The 15,835-nt window shown below is 51.9% G+C and carries 16 protein-coding genes; 7 read left to right on the forward strand and 9 right to left on the reverse strand.

Annotated elements, in window-relative coordinates; translation table 11 throughout:
• Nucleotides 1-53 precede the first annotated feature (53 nt).
• On the forward strand, nt 54-1,184 hold the full coding sequence (gene ald / locus ACZ2GZ_RS14145) for an alanine dehydrogenase (RefSeq protein WP_470295367.1): 1,131 nt from the start codon (nt 54-56) through the stop codon (nt 1,182-1,184).
• Between the two features lie 93 nt (nt 1,185-1,277).
• Here the strand turns inward: ald and murB are convergent, their stop codons facing one another.
• Both murB and ACZ2GZ_RS14155 read right to left on the reverse strand, forming a co-directional pair.
• Nucleotides 1,278-2,198: a UDP-N-acetylmuramate dehydrogenase gene (murB, locus tag ACZ2GZ_RS14150; protein ID WP_470295368.1), complete on the reverse strand. Its 921-nt coding sequence runs from the start codon at nt 2,196-2,198 to the stop codon at nt 1,278-1,280.
• Between the two features lie 155 nt (nt 2,199-2,353).
• Nucleotides 2,354-3,004 carry a diacylglycerol/polyprenol kinase family protein gene (locus ACZ2GZ_RS14155; RefSeq protein WP_470295369.1) on the reverse strand — a complete coding sequence of 217 codons (651 nt, stop codon included), beginning with the start codon at nt 3,002-3,004 and terminating at the stop codon, nt 2,354-2,356.
• A gap of 148 nt (nt 3,005-3,152) precedes the next feature.
• Between ACZ2GZ_RS14155 and ACZ2GZ_RS14160 the strand changes: the two genes are divergently transcribed.
• Entirely contained in the window at nt 3,153-3,776 is a 624-nt protein-coding gene (locus ACZ2GZ_RS14160) for a DUF1836 domain-containing protein (RefSeq protein ID WP_029596252.1), read from the forward strand.
• A gap of 67 nt (nt 3,777-3,843) precedes the next feature.
• Here the strand turns inward: ACZ2GZ_RS14160 and ACZ2GZ_RS14165 are convergent, their stop codons facing one another.
• Complete coding sequence (locus tag ACZ2GZ_RS14165; protein WP_021068133.1) at nt 3,844-4,323, reverse strand: LURP-one-related family protein; 480 nt, start codon at nt 4,321-4,323, stop codon at nt 3,844-3,846.
• Between the two features lie 217 nt (nt 4,324-4,540).
• Nucleotides 4,541-5,026, reverse strand: a complete 486-nt coding sequence (locus ACZ2GZ_RS14170; RefSeq protein WP_021068132.1) for a restriction endonuclease — start codon at nt 5,024-5,026, stop codon at nt 4,541-4,543.
• A 134-nt stretch (nt 5,027-5,160) separates the two neighbouring features.
• On the opposite strand from ACZ2GZ_RS14170, the gene ACZ2GZ_RS14175 reads away from it, so the two are divergent.
• Nucleotides 5,161-7,335 (forward strand): PAS domain-containing sensor histidine kinase, encoded by a 2,175-nt coding sequence (locus ACZ2GZ_RS14175; RefSeq protein ID WP_021068131.1) that lies wholly within the window; start codon nt 5,161-5,163, stop codon nt 7,333-7,335.
• A complete protein-coding gene (locus tag ACZ2GZ_RS14180; protein WP_470295370.1) occupies nt 7,332-8,402 on the forward strand; it encodes an SDR family oxidoreductase in 1,071 nt (356 codons plus the stop codon). The genes ACZ2GZ_RS14175 and ACZ2GZ_RS14180 overlap by 4 nt, the downstream gene beginning before the upstream one ends.
• Before the next feature lie 17 nt (nt 8,403-8,419).
• Here the strand turns inward: ACZ2GZ_RS14180 and ACZ2GZ_RS14185 are convergent, their stop codons facing one another.
• Nucleotides 8,420-9,799 carry a TrkH family potassium uptake protein gene (locus tag ACZ2GZ_RS14185; protein WP_214827695.1) on the reverse strand — a complete coding sequence of 460 codons (1,380 nt, stop codon included), beginning with the start codon at nt 9,797-9,799 and terminating at the stop codon, nt 8,420-8,422.
• A gap of 140 nt (nt 9,800-9,939) precedes the next feature.
• Between ACZ2GZ_RS14185 and ACZ2GZ_RS14190 the strand changes: the two genes are divergently transcribed.
• From ACZ2GZ_RS14190 to ACZ2GZ_RS14200, 3 genes are all read left to right on the forward strand, one after another.
• Entirely contained in the window at nt 9,940-10,191 is a 252-nt protein-coding gene (locus ACZ2GZ_RS14190; protein WP_233005246.1) for a hypothetical protein, read from the forward strand.
• A gap of 87 nt (nt 10,192-10,278) precedes the next feature.
• Complete coding sequence (gene motA / locus ACZ2GZ_RS14195) at nt 10,279-11,061, forward strand: flagellar motor stator protein MotA (RefSeq protein ID WP_021068127.1); 783 nt, start codon at nt 10,279-10,281, stop codon at nt 11,059-11,061.
• Entirely contained in the window at nt 11,039-11,815 is a 777-nt protein-coding gene (locus ACZ2GZ_RS14200) for a flagellar motor protein MotB (protein ID WP_021068126.1), read from the forward strand. The genes motA and ACZ2GZ_RS14200 overlap by 23 nt, the downstream gene beginning before the upstream one ends.
• 33 nt (nt 11,816-11,848) lie before the next feature.
• Here the strand turns inward: ACZ2GZ_RS14200 and ACZ2GZ_RS14205 are convergent, their stop codons facing one another.
• The 4 genes from ACZ2GZ_RS14205 to ACZ2GZ_RS14220 all read right to left on the reverse strand — a co-directional run bounded on the left by ACZ2GZ_RS14205 (nt 11,849) and on the right by ACZ2GZ_RS14220 (nt 15,768).
• Nucleotides 11,849-13,273, reverse strand: a complete 1,425-nt coding sequence (locus tag ACZ2GZ_RS14205; RefSeq protein ID WP_058765477.1) for a dihydrolipoyl dehydrogenase family protein — start codon at nt 13,271-13,273, stop codon at nt 11,849-11,851.
• The gene (locus tag ACZ2GZ_RS14210) at nt 13,270-13,635 is read right to left on the reverse strand and encodes a DUF1499 domain-containing protein (protein WP_058765475.1); all 366 of its coding nucleotides are present in this window, start codon (nt 13,633-13,635) and stop codon (nt 13,270-13,272) included. The genes ACZ2GZ_RS14205 and ACZ2GZ_RS14210 overlap by 4 nt, the downstream gene beginning before the upstream one ends.
• Nucleotides 13,636-13,699: 64 nt before the next feature.
• Nucleotides 13,700-15,079, reverse strand: coding sequence for a sensor histidine kinase (locus tag ACZ2GZ_RS14215; RefSeq protein ID WP_131471610.1), 1,380 nt, complete (start codon nt 15,077-15,079; stop codon nt 13,700-13,702).
• Complete coding sequence (locus ACZ2GZ_RS14220) at nt 15,076-15,768, reverse strand: response regulator transcription factor (protein ID WP_021068122.1); 693 nt, start codon at nt 15,766-15,768, stop codon at nt 15,076-15,078. Before ACZ2GZ_RS14220 ends, ACZ2GZ_RS14215 begins: the two co-directional genes overlap by 4 nt.
• Between the last annotated feature and the right edge of the window lie 67 nt (nt 15,769-15,835).

The following is a 15,835-nucleotide window of genomic DNA, read 5'->3' on the forward strand; positions in this document are numbered from 1 at the left end:
GTCTATACTAGAGGTGTGAACAAATTGTGTCAGTAGAGAAAGGGGAACTTTACATGAAAATCGGGGTATTGAAAGAGATTAAAAACAACGAAAACCGCGTCGCCTTGACGCCGATGGGTGCAGCTGTATTAACTGAACTTGGACACGAGGTCCTCGTCGAGACGGAAGCGGGCGTCGGTAGCGGCTTCACAAATATGGAGTATGTCGATGCGGGGGCAACCATCGTCGACACCGCCGCGGACGTTTGGGGAAACGTGGAATTGGCGTTGAAAGTAAAGGAACCGCAACCATCGGAATATCATTATTTCCGTCCTGACTTGACCCTCTTCACTTACTTGCACTTGGCGGCCGAACCAGAACTTACGAAAGCACTCGTCGATTCTGGTGTGACGGCCATCGCCTATGAGACGGTCGAGATCGACCGCACATTGCCGCTCCTCACACCGATGAGCGAAGTGGCCGGACGGATGGCTGCTCAAATCGGCGCCCAAATCCTTGAAAAACCACACGGTGGAAAAGGGATTCTCTTGTCTGGCCTGCCAGGCGTACCACGTGCGAACGTCACCGTCATCGGGGGCGGTGTCGTCGGGATGAATGCCGCCCGCATCGCGATCGGTCTTGGTGCCAACGTCACGATTATGGACATCAGCCCGGCTCGCCTGCGCCAAATCGATGATCAGTTCGGCAACACAATCAACACACTCATCTCAAACAGCTACAACATCGCCAAACAAGTCGCTGAAAGTGACCTTGTCATCGGTGCCGTCCTCATTCCAGGCGCGAAAGCACCGAAGCTCGTCACGAAAGAAATGGTCCAACAGATGTCACCAGGTTCGGTCATCGTCGATGTCGCCATCGACCAAGGCGGAATCTGCGAAACCATCGACCATATCACGACACATGACGCGCCGACGTACGAGCGTTACGGGGTTCAACACTATGCCGTCGCCAACATGCCAGGTGCCGTCCCACGCACGTCGACACTCGGTTTGACGAACGCAACGATGCCGTATATCGTCGAGTGCGCACAAAAAGGGATTTTCCCGGCACTCCGCGAGAACGCAGCCTTGCTTAAAGGATTGAACGTCATCGACGGGACGGTCACGTATGAAGCCGTCGCCCGCGACCTTGGCTACACATTCGTCGCTCCAGCCGAAGCCATCACGAAGCAACTACAAGCATAAACGTAAAGCCGTCAGCATTATTGCTGGCGGCTTTTTTGATGTCGGCACTCTATAAAAAAACGCTCGAACCGATCGGTTCGAGCGTTTGTGTGCTTATGCGTTCTCGACGGCGATGTCCTCACCGATGATTTTCACTTCTGGTTCAAGCTCAATCTCGAACTTCTCCTTCACCGTCGCCTGGACGTGACGGATGAGCGAGATGTACTCAGTCGCTGTCGCTTCATCGATATTGACGATGAATCCGGCATGTTTGAGTGAGACTTCCGCTCCACCGATCCGCTTCCCTTGCAGGCCACAGTCTTGAATCAATTTGCCGGCGAAGTAGCCCGGTGGTCGTTTGAAGACGCTACCGCATGATGGATACTCGAGCGGTTGCTTCGACTCGCGCTTGTACGTCAAGTCGTCCATGACGTCTTTGATCGCTTCATAGCCGAGCGGTTCGAGTTCAAACGTCGCTTCGAGCACAATCAACCCGTCTTTCGAAATCCGGCTCGTCCGGTAGTCGAGATCGAGTTCGTCTTTCGTAAGTGTCATGAGCTGCCCTTCAAGCGACAATACGACCGCACTCGTGATAACGTCTTTCGTTTCTCCACCGTAGGCGCCTGCGTTCATATACACCGCGCCACCGACCGTTCCCGGGATGCCACAGGCAAATTCTAAGCCAGATAACTCTTCGGTCAACGCTTGACGTGAGACGTCGATGATGGCCGCACCGGCTTGGGCGATCAGTTGATTCCCGTCTCGACGAATCGTTTTCAGTTCGTTCAAGTTTAAGACGATGCCACGAAGGCCTCCGTCACGGACAATCAAGTTCGACCCGAACCCGAGAATCATGAATGGGACGCTCTCGCGATGGGCGAGCTCAAGCACGGCTTGAACTTCTTCATACGTGTGCGGGGCCACGAAATAATCGGCCTGCCCACCTAATTTTGTATACGTGTGTGCCGACAGCGGCTCATCTTGCTTCACGCGATCGGCCGGAATGATAGTGAGTAGTTGATTTAAAAAGCTCATGCGTTGCCTCAATCCTTTACGTTCAATTTTAAAGCATGCCTCGGTTCGTCAAGAGAGAGGCAGGCACGTCACTGAATGATTTCAGTACGAAACACAGTATACAAATCTTTGACAGGGGTGACAAGCAACGTTTTCTTTACAATGAAGGAATTGGTTTATAACAATAATGATGCAGCAACGGCAACGACGATAGGAATTGTAAAGTTATCCCAATCTCGATACGAAATTGCTTCTGTGAGTGTGGCAATGATTGAAATAATGAATCCATATGTTACCACTTGCCAAAGTGGAATATCATCCCACAAAAATAATAAAAAGAGGACGGCATACGAGCTGAGGAACATGGCCATGCTACCTTGGAACGAGCGCTTCTGTCCGTATAAATCATAGGTCACTGTCCCGTACTTCCGACCGATGAGCGCGGCCAGGCCATCGCCCCACGCCAAGACGAGCGATCCTGCCAAAAAGGCGAGCGGCTCTGATTCAAAGAAGAAGAACAGGATGACGAGCAAGGCGATTGGATAATAGACGGTGCCGAGCGATTTACGTTCCGTCTGATGAACCGGTGACGGACTCTTATAAAGAAGGAACGCGTTCGCGAACGTGAAAAAGACGAGCGGCACGGCGGCGACGTACCAAGTTTCCATTAACCAAACTGCAAGCAGCGACCAATGGCCGACCGCGATATGTACACTTTTACGAATTGTCTCATCCGTCCAGCCGAGGCGTTTGCCAATCTGTTCAAGACCGACGAGAAACACCAGGACAATGACGATGGACAGGATGGAACTGACCCATTCATTCATCTTTGAACCACCTTTATCTACATTTTTTGTACGTTTTCATTATACCTTAATCAAGCGATAGCCTAGCTTCCTTTTCAAACATTTGGTAGAATGAGGTCAAATGACTGTATAGCCAACGAACGAAGGCGGCTATAGAAAGGATGCCTGTATGCGCGACGCAATTTCGATTCAAACTTTGGCTGATTGCCTTCACTATATGCGGGTTGGCGACGTTGACCGGGCCATCTCACTCTTCCCTGAGGACGTACGCGAGCATTTCCCGAAAGAACTTCGCAAAATCCACTTGTTTCATATTGAAAAGAACGGGCTGTCAATCAATCAAATCGTCGCTTTGGCGAACACGTTGACCGGAGAGCATTTGTCCGCTACCACGATTCAGAACTGGACGAAGCGAGAAGTCCGTAAAATTATCGGGGTTCCCCGGGTCGGAAAGAAATACTCGCTCCAACAAGCGGCCATCATTTATTTGCTGGATGATTTGAAGCACTTGTTCTCACTTGAAGAGACGAGTTCTCTCCTCGCACTCATCTTCAACAATCCTGACCGCGACGAGGACGACCTCATCTCGCCCATCGACTTTTATCGCCTCTACGCCGAGTACGCCAAGTCGACGAGCCCGATCGAGCTCCTCGACACGCGTGCGAAGCGCTCGATCGAAAAGATGGGGGTCACCCACCCGAACATCTTGCACGTCCTCAAACTCTGTCTATACGCCCATCGCGTGACGACACTCGAGATCGAGGCGAAACATTACTTGAACCGCTTCATTTGACCTTCGTCGAATGAGGCTTTTTTTAGAAAAAAACACCAGTCGCAGTGACTGGTGTTCGTCATATTCGTTACACCGATACCGCGATTGGCATCCGTGATTTGACTGTCAGCGTTTTAAGGACAGACAACAACTCGAACATCGAGAGTTGGTCGGCCTCTTTCGTCAGGCAGAAGCAATCATCGTCTTGTTTGCGGAGTTCCGCCACAAGCTTACCTGCTTTGTCTCGAACGCTGAACTTGTAACGCTCGACATCGTATTGAATCGTATAGAGACCGCGTTCGTAGACGTTGTACTCACACTTTTTCCCGAATAACGAGAATTTGTCCTTCAACTGACCAATCGCTTGTCCATCGTGGTTCATGACGACCCACTTCTGACAGTTCGGGATATATTTCCCGTGAGCGATTTGACGGCCTGACAAGTTGTGCACTTGAACACTGCCCTCCGCGTCGCGGTGAACAGATCCGATCGCATCATTTGTCTCGTCATAAATGGTCGCTTCGCCTTGCGTAAAGACGCAACCTTTTACATAAATTAATTTGCGCACCGCTTTTCCTCCTAATACGTTCCAACCGTTGATTTGTGTGTGTTTGGTTGGTATTTCTATGAAACCCCCAAATTGGTACTGTGCGTCGCTTTTTCTCGTTTCAGCGACTACATATTTCATATGACGAAGATGATTATTGCACCTATTCGTGAAAAAGACAACCCCTTTTTCTTCGACACAATCCGCCATTCTGTCAAACTTGTGAACACGCCTGATATTATCGCTTGAAACCGGCCTGTTTCAACATCTCTTCGAGCTCCGTTCTTGCAATCAGACGAACTTGATTTGGCTCCGCCAATTCGTATGCACTATCGGTATAAGAGGAGTTCGTCACGACCCAACCTTCGTTCACCCCATAGTATGGAACGGAGGCAGCGACTTGTTGGACTGCCTCAAGCCCGACCGCTTTCTCATAACGTTTCGCTTGGACCGCGATTGACCATCCGTCCTCCGCTTCAAGGAGCAGGTCCGCCCCGAAGTCACGCGACGCCGGCGTCACCGTCACCGTGTAACCGAGTGCGGTGAACACTTCTTCTAAAAACAATTCAAATTCACGGCCGTCCATCCGATCGATGCGGTGAATCGTCGATAGACGCATGCGCCAGATGAGCCAGAGCAGGCCGATTCCTAAACACGCGACGATACTCCATATCGGCGCATCTCCCCACCATAATCCGATGGCGATCAACAAGCTGAGCCCCATTCCCTTCACATCTATCGTCCTCTCTATCTGTTCTTGTCTTCACTTTACCGTTTGGAGGCAGGAAAACAAAGGGGGAGCTGTCGAATGTATTGAAGATGTACCCGTGTGACATACAGAAGGAGGGATCATCGTTAATGGAGAACCGAGGACATCTCCAAAACGAATTGCTGCACGCCTTGCCTTACGGTGTAGCGTTAATCATGACGGACGGGACAATCGTCCAAGCGAACCGGCCGTTTTTAGAGCAATTCCCTGAAGACTTACAAACGAGAACAAACATCTTTCATATGGTCAACCAATCACCGATTACGATGGAGCTATCGAGACGAATGGAGCAAGGCTTGCCTTGGACGTACGAGATGCCGACAATCCGCATCCACGCCATCCCGAACGGTGACGTCTATATCTTATCGATTGAACCTCTCCCGCTCGATACGCGGGTGACCGTCCAACATAACGCGTTCGAAGCGATGATGCACACCGAACTCGACATGGCGATGGTTATGACCGATGCCAATCTGTTAATCAATCGCTTCAATAAAGGAGCGACCGAGCTGTTCGGTTACGAGCCGCATGAAGTACTCTACGAAATGACCCCGTTCGGTCTATTCGAGTCGCGCGAGCTGAGCGAGAAACGGACCCATTATCAAGACGAGACAGAGCGGTTGTTGTCATTCGAACAGATGCTGCGTGTGGCACTAGACCGTGGCGACCGTGAATGGAAGTTTCAACGAAAAGACCGGACTCATTTCGTTGGAAAACTGTTCATGCATCCGGTCTACGAACAAGCTCGCGTCATCGGCTTTTTCTTTTTCGTCTTCGATGTCAGTCCTGAAATCGCCTTGAAAGGCGAGTTGCTGCATAAAGAACAACGGTATCGCATGTTCGCCGAATCGGTCATCGAAGCCGTCCTGTTTCACGAGGGCGGGACCATCTTAGATGCGAACAAGGCGGCCGAATCGATTTTCCGAATCCCGGCCGAACAGATGGTCGGTCGCCAAACGATTGAATTTATCGCTGAAGGCTATCGGGCCGACGTGTTGCGCCGGATCCGGAACCACATCCAGACACCTTACGAGGTCATCGGCCGTCGTGAGGACGGGACGTTCCTCGAGATGGAAGTGTATCCGAAAGAAGTGACGTTCCAAGGCCAGACGCTCCGGGTCGCCGTCATGCGCGACATTAGCGATCGGAAGAAAGTCGAGCGGATGCTCGAGCGGGAGAAGAATGCCATCGCCCGGCAACGAGATATCATCCAATCGATTTTACAGGCCTCCAATGAAGCGTTCGTTTTGACCGAATCGAACGGCAGCGTCCTGTTCATGAACGTGCACGCCCGTCGCCTGCTCGATTTGCCAGGAATCGCCCCGAACAAGATGCAAGAGCGGATCCCGCTCCTGTCGACGTTCCGCACGCGCGACCGCACCGAGATGTTGAAAAAAATCGACTTATTACTCGACGGCTCTGCCCGCGAAGTGTCGATGCGTTTCTCCATCCCGCAACCGAACGACCGGGATGAACAGTATTACGAGATGTACGGAACCGGTATGGATACAAAACGCCAAATCGGAATGGACAGCGGCTTCTTATTCGTGTTCCGCAACCGAACCGAGGAAGAGCGGATGGACCAAATCAAAAACGAACTGGTCAGCACCGTCTCACACGAACTTCGCACCCCGCTCTCGTCACTGTCGGGATATATCGAGCTGATGCTTACCCGCGACTTGAATCCCGAGAAGCGCGAGCGTTACTTAAAGACGATGGCGAAAGAAGCGAAGCGTTTGACCGACCTGTTAAACGATTTTCTCGACATTCAACGCATGGAAGACGGCAATCAAGAGTATAAGAAAGACCATTTCGTCTTGAACGAACTCGTCCGTGACGTCGTCGAACGCTTCCGCGAGACGAGCAACCACTCCATCCATTTCGATGATGCCGATGAAGTGCTCCACCTCATCGCCGATCAGGACCGCATCGAGCAGGTCATCATCAACTTGTTATCGAACGCCATCAAGTATTCGCCGAACCATCACGAAATCGAGGTACGGGTGCGCAAAGAACGAAATCAAGCCCACGTCTCGATTCAAGACTTTGGTATCGGGATTCCGGAGCATGCGTTCGAAGAACTGTTCAAGAAGTTTTATCGAGTCGACAACTCGGATACACGCCAAATCGGCGGGACGGGTCTCGGGCTATCTATCTGTAAGGAAATCATCGAATCGCACGGCGGAAGTATCGAAGTCGAATCGAGCGTTGGCGTTGGCTCGACATTCACGTTCACGTTGGACTTAGCGGAGGAGACACTATGAACCATTACGCTTTCACCGGTTTCCCCGGCTTTTTAGCCGGAAAGATGATCACGCACCTCGCGTCATTGCCGAATCAGATTGGGACGATTTACGCACTCCACCTCCCGACCGAACGTTCCGGCGCAGTCACTTTAAAACAGGAGCTGTTGGAAGCGACGTCGTTACAAGATGATCAGCTCGTGCTCGTCGAGGCCGATATCACGCTACCTGAAGTCGTGCTTGATCCAATCATGCGCTCCGTCATCGAGCGCGAAGTGAATTACGTCTTCCATTTGGCGGCTGCCTACGACTTGAGCATCCCGTATGACGTCGGGTATCGCATCAACTTGCTAGGGACGAAACACATCACCTCATTGGCGAAACGGGCACCCTATTTAAAGCGGTACGTCTACTTCAGCACCGCCTATGTGTCTGGACGCCGTCAAGAGACCGTTTATGAGAACGAGTTATGGCACCGCGTTCGTTTTAAAAACCATTACGAGGCGACGAAGTATGAGGCCGAGGCCATCGTCTCGCGCGAGCTCGGCTCGATGCCGGTGACCATCATCCGTCCGGGCATCGTCATTGGCCATAGCGAGACCGGCGAGACGAAGAAGTTTGACGGGGTCTATTTCGTCTTAAAGTTAATGGACCAACTTCGTCAAGCTGCCCCGCTGCCTTACATTGGACGACAGAATATCGAAGTAAACCTCGTTCCTTATGATTACGTCGTCGAGGCAACCGCTTATCTCGCTCACGCTCCGGTCGGTTTGAAGCGGACGTTTCATTTGACCGACCCGTTTCCACACGGGGCCCGCGAAGTGTACCGTATGATTCACGAAGAGATGTTCGGTCGCCCTCCACGCGGGACCATCCCGCATGCGGTCGCGGAGACCGGATTCTCGGCGCTACATCTGTCGGAACGTTACGGCGTTCCGCGTGAGCTACTCGCCTACTTTAAGCATCAAGTCCATTTCGATTCGACACAGACGCTCCGCGCACTCAGCGGCACTGATATCGTCTGTCCGGATTTAAAGGACTATCTGCCAAAAGTCGTTGCCTATTACGAGACACACAAAAAGCCCTAATTAGGGCTTTTTGTGTGTCATCCGATTAGCAACTTCTCTTTTGGATAGCGAATCTTCCGGTCCATCTGGCGTGCGACCGTGAAGAGGATCGTCAACGAACCGACACGACCGAGTAACATCATGAACATGATAAAACTCTTACCTGCATCGTTCAGTTCCGCCGTGATCCCGAGTGATAACCCGACCGTCCCGAAGGCCGAGACTGTCTCGAACAAGAGTGCTGTCGCCGGAATATGACCGTTCGTCAAGATAGTCAGTGCGGTAATCAATAAGATGAAGAAGAAACTCGTAATAGCCACGATGTACGCTTTTTTAATTTGGAACGCGTCAATCGTCCGCTCGAGGATGACCGTCTCTTTTTTCCCGACGATGAACGCCCACATATCGGCCAAGATGACGGCTACGGTCGTCACTTTAATCCCAGACCCTGTCGAGGCGGCGCCGGCCCCGATATACATAAGAATGATCATGACGCCAATCGAAATCGGCGCCATCGTCGTCAGGTCGATCGTGTTAAAGCCTGCCGTTCGCGTCGTCACCGCTTGGAAGAAAGTGACGTGCATCGCTTCACCGAACGGGCGGCCATACAGCCCGCCTTCATTCGACACCCATTCGAACAACATGAGCGAGAACCAGGCGATTCCGTTGACGATGACGAGTGAGGCAATCATGATTTTCGAATGGAGGGCGAGACGTTTCCAACGTTTCACCTCGGTCGCGTCGGCGATGGTCGTAAAACCGAGCCCCCCAATCATTAAGAGCGCGGCAATCGTGATGACGATAGCTGTGTTCTGCTCGAACTGCATCAAATTGTCCGGCCATAGGGCGAATCCGGCATTGTTGAACGCTGACACCGCATGGAAGAACCCATAATAGAGCGCCTCACCGAAACGATAGTCACCGGTGCTGTACAGTTCGACCGTCAAAAACAACATGCCGATGAACTGGACGATGAGTGTCGTAAAGACGATGTTGCGGACGAGACGCACCGTGCCGCCCGGTCCCGACAAGTTGAGTGACTCTTGGAGCAAGATGCGCTGCTTTAAACCGATTTTCTTCCCGAGCACACTGAGCAACATAAGCGCGACCGTCATAAAGCCGAGACCACCGATTTGAATCAGCGCAACGATGACGAGCTCGCCGAACGTATTGAACGATGTTCCAATGTCGATTGTCGATAATCCAGTCACCGTTCCGGCCGATGTCGCGATAAACAGACAGTCGATCCAAGACACGGGTTGTGTCTGCGCGAACGGCATATAGAGTAATGTCGCCCCAATAAAGATGGCGAGCAAAAAGCCCGTCGCGATAAAACGGGCCGGCTTTTCGAACACGAGCCGATAGAGTGCCTCGATTCGTTTTATGCGCAACTCCCGTACGGTCAATCGATGTCGCATCTCGCTATCTCCTTCAACTCAAGTTTTCTAAGGCTCATATTACTCCTCACTTATAAAATTGCCAACTAGAAAATGTATCGCTAACTGTTTGTCGGATTTTTTGGTAATATGAGAGATAGACTTTATGAATGTTGAGGAGGTTGAATGAAACCGTGGACCCTAGTACGGTGGATCATTCGCTAACGGATGTCTCGCGAAGGTTGGAGCGTCAATCACAATGCATGCCCGCCCATCTTTATTTCCAGCTTGAAGAACTGCTACATTGGTCACTCGATCAAGAAGTTGTGAATCAATTGTACGCATTATTAAAAAAATACGACGTATTAACCGATATAGAGCGTGAAGAACGAAATATCAGCATCCAAATGCTGATTGACGAAAACGGCGCTTAACCATCGGGAACGCATTTGCGGGAGACGAGTTAAGTCTCTCGCTTTTTTTGTCTCCTGATTTTTTTTAGAAAGGTGGAAAACATAGACATGGATGTCGTCACGTTAGTAGGACTCATACTTGGGTTCCTCACCCTCGTCGGAGGGATGGTATTGAAAGGAGCCGGGATTGCCCCGCTCATCAACCCGGCAGCACTCGTCATTATTTTTGTCGGGACAGCGGCCGCGGTCAGTATCGCCGTTTCCAAAGAACAGCTGCAAAACGTACCGAAGTTGTTCGGAATTCTCTTCAAAAAGCAGGAGTTACCAAGTAAATCCGGGCTGTTGACACAGTTCGTCGACTTGTCGACGCAAGCGCGTAAAGAAGGACTCCTGTCGCTTGAGACAGCGCTCGAACAAGTTGAAGAGCCGTTCTTGAAACAAGGGATGATGATGGTCATCGACGGCCAACCATCCGAATATATCGCCGAGGTCATGTCGCGCGATATCGAGAACATGGAGCAACGCCATAAAGCAAACTCGGACATCTTTACACAAGCCGGCACGTACGCGCCGACACTCGGCGTTCTTGGAGCCGTTATCGGTTTGATTGCGGCCCTAAAAGATTTGTCTGATATCGAAAAGCTCGGTCACGCGATTTCAGCCGCGTTCGTCGCGACGTTGTTCGGGATTTTCACAGGATACGTCCTCTGGTTCCCGTTCGCCAATAAATTAAAGCAGTATTCGAAGAGCGAGGTCATCATCAAAGAGATGATGATTGAAGGGATTCTCTCGATTCAAAGTGGGGAGTCTCCGAAGACGTTAGAAGATAAATTGTCTGTGTATTTGTCTCCAAAGGAGCGAGCCGACTATGAAGCGCAAAAAGAAGCATGATCATGAGGAACATATCCCGGAAGGTTGGTTAATCCCGTACGCCGATTTATTGACGCTCTTACTCGCCCTCTTCATCGTCTTGTTCGCCTCGAGTAACATCGACCAGACGAAGCTCGAGAAAATGTCTCAATCCTTTAACCAAGTGTTCTCTGGCGGGACGAGCGTGTTCCAAGCTTCGACCGCCTCGAACAGTGACATCAGCCGTACGAACAAGACAGATACGACGGCGAATCCTCGGACATATGAGCTCGCCAAACTGGATGAGTTAAAAGAAGAGGTCAATCAATACATCAAAAAGAACGGGCTCGAACAAGAGATTGAAGCGACCATCAACTCGAGCGGTCTCGTTTTGACGATTCAAGACCGAGCCTTGTTCAGTATGGGGGAAGCGACGCTTGACGCCGAGGCTAGAACGGTGGCCGGCTCGATTAGCGGTATCCTGGAAAAAGCCGGTAACCGTGAGATTGTCGTATCGGGTCACACCGATAACATCCCGATCAACACGGCCCGGTTCCCGTCGAACTGGGAACTCAGTTCGGCCCGGGCCACGGCTTTCATGCGCGGTCTGTTGACGAACGATGCTTTGAATCCCGGACAATTCACGCTTGCCAGTTACGGAGAATACAAACCGATTGCGACGAACGACACCGAAGCAGGGCGCTCGAAAAACCGCCGCGTCGAAGTGTTGATTAAACCACTCGTCGATTTATCAGAAGGCTCACCGAAGATGCTCGAAACAATCGTCTTGCCATAAAAAATCCCACTCTGTTGAGAGTGGGATTTTTCGTTATCGGGTCCATTCGAAGTACTTGCGTGACAAATCCGTGAGCGGGCTGTTGAACAAGCGTTTCCGCCAGTAAAGGTCGGCCACTTTTTTCACGGCCTCGCTTCGCGACGGGTACGGATAAATCATGCGGGACAGCTTGCCGATTTTATCGCCTCGTTGCATCGCATAGACGACGATTTGCATCCAATCCCCGGCCGTCATACCGATGGCGTGACCGCCGATGATTTTGCCGTTCTTGCGCGTGATAATTTTGACGAAACCTGTCTCTTGTCGGTCGGCGACGAAGCGGTCGACCTCGGACAGTTTCGCTTCAAACACCTCGACATCGTCACCATGACGCTCCCGTGCCTCAGCTTCGGTCATGCCGACGTGGAACACTTCCGGTTCCGTGAACGTGATCCACGGCATCTTCGTGTAGTCGACCTTGTTCCAAAGTCCGAACAAGGCGTTGGCCACGACCGCTTTTCCTTCCTCGCCAGCTGCGTGCGTGAACGGTAACGTCTTAATCGTATCGCCAATCGCAAAGATATGAGGTTGTGACGTGCGGTACGTCGACGTGACGTCGACGAATCCGTCTTTGACGTGGACGTGAGCCCGGTCGAGTCGAAGCTCATCGATTCTCGGTTTCCGTCCTGTCGCCACGAGCAGCTTGTCCGCCTCGTACGTGACCGTTTCGCCATCGATTTCGCCGGTGACGTGAACGCGTCCCTCGACTTCCGAGACTTGATTGATGTTGATGCCGATTTTAAGGCGCATCGCCATCTCGAGCTGCGAACGGAGCAACTTGCTCACCGACTCGTCTTCTCGCGGTAAAAACGTATCCTGTGCCTCGAGCACGGTCACTTGGCTACCGAGACGAGCGAACGACTGGGCGAGTTCGAGACCGATCGTCCCGGCCCCGATGACGATGATGCTCTCCGGCAACGTCTCTTCTTCAAACACTTGCTCATTCGTTAAGTATGGCACGTCGTCCAAGCCGTCAATCGGCGGTATGGTCGGTTGCGAGCCAGTCGCGATGACGAATTTCTTCCCAATCAGTAAATCGTCACCGACTTTGAGTTCGTATGGGCTTTGGAACGAGGCCTCGCCGATATACACGTCGACCCCAAGTTTTTCGAAACGTTCCGTCCCATCATGATCTTGAATGATGGCACGGGCACGGTCGACGCGTGCTTTCGTCGTCTGGTAATGGTCGCGGCCGTCAAACTCGGCTCCGAGTACTCGGGCAGCTTGCATCATGCTGCTCGCTTCTTTCGAGGCGGCGATCAGCGCTTTCGACGGGACACACCCAACGTGAAGACAGTCTCCACCCAGGTGTTTTTTCTTCTCGACCAAAGCGACTTTCGCCCCTAAATTTGCGGCACCGGCCGCGACCGTCATCCCGGCCGCACCCCCACCAATCACAATCAATTGATAATCCTTCATCTCATCAACCTCCGATAGCGTTCACTCACGTCTTGCATCCGTTTCCGGTTCACTCCAAAGTCAGAGTGACCGAGTCGTGATGCCGAGCGGAATTCAATTTGTCTTGTCTCATCGTCGAATCGAAATTCGACGTCATCTTTAAAGCGCATCAGTTTCGTCGTGACGACATAATGGAGCGTGTCCTCCGTCTCCTTGACGAGCTCGGTCCGAGGCAGTTGCCCCATCACCATCTTGATTGTCTCGATGCTCTCGGCGCGGTCTCGCCCGTACGGGAGCGGCTCCATGCGTAGCGCTTCGATTGTCGTTTCGGTCGAGACGGCGTTCGGACTACCTGACAATGGCTTCAATGATTTCGTTGCCATGAAAAAAACCTCCCTCATTCTACATACAATTACATGTATCCTGAATTCGGAAGGTTTAACCCTTTTAATGCAGTTCGCTCGGGTCGAGCGGCAAGAGAACGGTCACCGTCGTCCCATGACCGATCTCACTTTCGATGACGAGCTTTCCTTCGTGGGCCTCGATTAACTCCTTAGCAATCGCCAGGCCGAGCCCGCTGCTCCCTTTCGTCACTTGCGCCTGATAGAACATTTCAGTGATGCGCTGCAAGTGTTCCCGTGAAATACCAGGTCCCTCGTCAATAATTGAGATGAACGCGACTCGCTCCGATTGCACGAACCTTACCGTCAACGTCCCACCTTCTGGCGAGAAGCGGATGGCGTTCTCGAGCAAGTTTAAAAATACTTGCTTCAGCCGGTTCTCATCGAACAGTCCGATCGACTTTTGCGGATATCGCTCAATGAGCGTAATCTGTTTGTCTTCGAGTGACTGTTTCAATTGAATCGTCACTTTCCGTAACAACGACACGAGATCAAGTTCTTGCCGATACAAGACGAGCCGGCTCTCTTCAATCTTCGTGTAATCGAGCAGCTGCTCGACGAGCCCGATCATCCGCTCCGTCTCCGAATGGATGATGCTCAAACCGAGCTCGGTCTCGTCCGACACTTTCTCGTCCCCGCCTCGAATCGTCTCCGTCCACCCTTTAATCGAAGTGAGCGGCGTCCGCAACTCGTGCGACACGTTGGATAGAAATTCATTTCGCGTCGATTGGTGCTGCTGGACTTTCGCACCTAAATATGTGAGCGTCCGGGCCAGTGCCCCGAGCTCATGTTTTTCATTGGAATAGACTTCAACATCGAAATCACCTTGCGCCATTTCATCGGCCGTCTCAATGATGTCTCGAATCGGTCGCACGAATCGGTCTGCAATCCGAATGACAGCATAGAGCGCGACCAACCAAATCAAGACGCCAATCATGACGACAGCCATCCAAATCTCGCGAATCAACGTGTCAAGGTCGGCGAGCGGCCGCGTGAAGCTGATGGCGAATTCACTCGTCTCTTCCGTGATGATTGGACTCGTCACCGACAAATAGTGATTCCCATCGGCATCGTAGTCTTGGACGACGGACTCGCCTCGAGCGAGATCTTGCAACTGTTCGGTCGAAAAGGCCGCCTGTTGCGCCCGCTGTCCCGTCGTTTTGATGATTTGACCGGTCCGGTCGACAATCGTCAAATCGGTACCGGGATAGCCGAACGTCCGAACGAGCACCGAGAACGCGCTCGGTGTCTCGAATCCGACTTGCGCCTGTGGATACAGATAGGCGCTCGTCGTCGCATGGCTGAGTAGTGCCTCTGATTCATATTCATAGTAATAGCGGTACGTTCCGTACGACAGGACGCTCACGAGAAAGACGAGCACGAGCGTCATGACGAGCATAATCCGAATGACGAGCTGTTGCTTCATCCGTCATGTCTCCGCCACTTGTACCCATGCCCCCATAGCGTCTCGATATAAGCCGGGTGACTCGGGTCGTCTTCAATCTTTTGACGTAGACGACGGATGTTGACGTCGACCGTCTTTCTGTCCCCGAAGTAATTGATGCCCCAGACGGCATCTAACAGCGCGTCACGCGATAAGACGACTTCCTCGTTTTGGACGAGGTGACAAATCAAATCGTATTCGGTCGGGGTCAAATCAATCGCCTGCCCATACTTCGTCACTTGCTTCGCCGCCAAATCGATGGCGAACGGTCCGGACTTCAACCGTTTCTTTTCTTTACGCTTCACTTTCTCGACACGGCGCAGGAGTGCTTGAATCCGTGCCACAAGCTCACCTGGGCTAAACGGCTTGGCGATATAATCGTCCGCCCCTCTGCCGAGCCCTTCAATCTTATCTTCTTCAAGCGTGCGTGCCGTCAGCATGATGATGCCGACGTTCTCATCTAAGTCGCGGATGGCGGCGCATGCCTCGAATCCATCCATCTCAGGCATCATCACGTCGAGCAAGACGACATCGAACGGCTCACGGTCGAACGCTGTGACCGCTTCGCGACCGTTCGTCGCCTCAAAGACGTCAAATCCGGCTCGTTTTAAATTAACGATGATAAAGCTGCGAATCGCATGCTCATCTTCGGCTACTAATATTCGATTCATATATCCACCTCTTCTGAAGTTCACTACTCTACATTATAGTTACGTTTTTGCGACAAGGTTGTCAATT

The organism is Exiguobacterium sp. KKT215, from assembly GCF_055635335.1.